The following is a 1,811-nucleotide window of genomic DNA, read 5'->3' as shown; positions in this document are numbered from 1 at the left end:
TCGAGCTTCTTGCCGAGTACGCCGCCCGCGGCATTGATCTGGTCGACGGCCAGCTTGGTCGAGTTGGCGACGGTGACCTCGGAGATCGCCATGGTGCCCGACAGCGAGTGCAGCGAGCCGATCTTGATCGAGTCCTTCGAGGTATCGACGCAGGACGAGGCGTTGGAGCCGCTGCTGGACGCGTCATCCTTGGCGCCACAGCCGGTCAGCAACAGACCGGCGAGTGCGACGGCCGTCGGCGCGACCAGCGCCTTGCTGACGCGGCGCGAACGCGATCGACGGATATCACGGGATTCTGGCATGGAGCGCCACCCTTCTCACTTCATCAGGTGTTCGGCGGCGCTGCGTGCGCCGCGCCGAATACGCCCGCCTTTGCCCCGGTCACGGCTGTAGACCGGGTTGTATACAAAGGCTGTATTCGTGGTGCGAACGTTAGACAGAAGTTGTTGCGCCGGAATATCTCTCGGTGACGAGTCCGTTTCGCACGTTTCCGCGATGTGAACGTTTGCGGAAATCACTCGGCAAACCACTGTGAGGACCCCCACCTGCCTACGGTTGCGTAGCAAGACGGCGGTACGGCAGGCTCTTTTGTACAACGTCAAAACGCCGATTCCGCGGCTGCCCGGTCGTGGAGGCGTGAGTCCGAGGAGGACCGGTGGGTCACTACAAGGCGAACGTTCGGGATATCGAGTTCAACCTGTTCGAGGTGTTGGAACTGGACAAGCTCCTTGATACGGGTGCCTATGGCGATCTTGATTCGGAAACCGTGCGCGAGATCCTGGCCGAGGTGAAGCGGCTGGCCGAGGGGCCGGTGGCGGATTCCTTCGCCGCGGCCGACCGCGACCCGGTGGTCTACGATCCGGCCACCTTCTCGATTTCGGTGCCCGAACCAATGCGCAAGACCGTCCAGGCCGTGCACGAGGCCGACTGGAGTCGGCTCGGCATGCCGGAGGGCATGGGCGGCACGCCCGCGCCCGCCGCGGTTATCTGGTCGATCAACGAGATGCTCACCTGCGCCAACCCGGCCGCGAGCTTCTTCAATATGGGCCCGGTCATGTCCTCGGTGCTGTTCAATGTCGGCACCGAGCAGCAGAAGCAGTGGGCCACAAAGGGTTACGACCGCGGCTGGGCGGGCACCATGGTGCTGACCGAGCCCGATGCCGGTTCCGATGTCGGCGCGGGACGCACCAAGGCAGTCCGGCAGGAGGACGGCTCCTGGCATATCGAGGGCGTCAAGCGCTTCATCTCCGGCGGTGATGTCGGCGAGACCGCCGAGAACGTCTTCCACCTGGTGCTGGCTCGTCCGGAGGGTGCCGGTCCCGGCACCAAGGGCCTCTCGCTGTTCTACGTGCCGAAATTCCTGTTCGATCACGAGACGCTGGAACTGGGCGACCGCAATGGCGTCTACGTGACCGGTGTCGAGCACAAGATGGGCCTGAAGTCCTCGCCCACTTGCGAACTGACCTTCGGCGCGACCGATGTGCCCGCCAAGGGCTGGCTGGTCGGCGAGGTGCACAACGGCATCGCGCAGATGTTCCAGGTGATCGAGAACGCCCGCATGGTGGTCGGCATCAAGTCCACCGGCACGCTGTCGACCGGTTACCTCAATGCGCTCGACTACGCCAAACAGCGTGTGCAGGGTGCGGACCTGACGCAGATGGCCGATAAGGCCGCTCCGCGCGTCACCACTACCCACCACCCGGATGTGCGGCGTTCGCTGGCGATGCAGAAGGCCTACGCCGAAGGTCTGCGCGCGGTGTACCTTTACACCGCCGCCCATCAGAATGCCGATGTGGCGCAACTGATTTCGG

General features: G+C 64.2%; 2 protein-coding genes. One reads left to right on the top strand and one right to left on the bottom strand.

Annotated features, from left to right (window positions below; genetic code table 11):
* Positions 1-302, bottom strand: a 302-nt coding sequence (locus NP3_RS29955; protein WP_157124619.1) for a transporter substrate-binding protein, incomplete at its 3' end; no start/stop codon positions are given.
* Between the two features lie 353 nt (positions 303-655).
* Between NP3_RS29955 and NP3_RS29950 the strand changes: the two genes are divergently transcribed.
* On the top strand, positions 656-1,811 hold a 1,156-nt coding region (locus NP3_RS29950), incomplete at its 3' end, for an acyl-CoA dehydrogenase family protein (RefSeq protein WP_169814599.1).

This window comes from Nocardia pseudovaccinii NBRC 100343, assembly GCF_001613225.1.
Taxonomy (GTDB): Bacteria; Actinomycetota; Actinomycetes; order Mycobacteriales; family Mycobacteriaceae; genus Nocardia; species Nocardia pseudovaccinii.
This window is presented reverse-complemented; position numbering and strand designations above follow the sequence as displayed.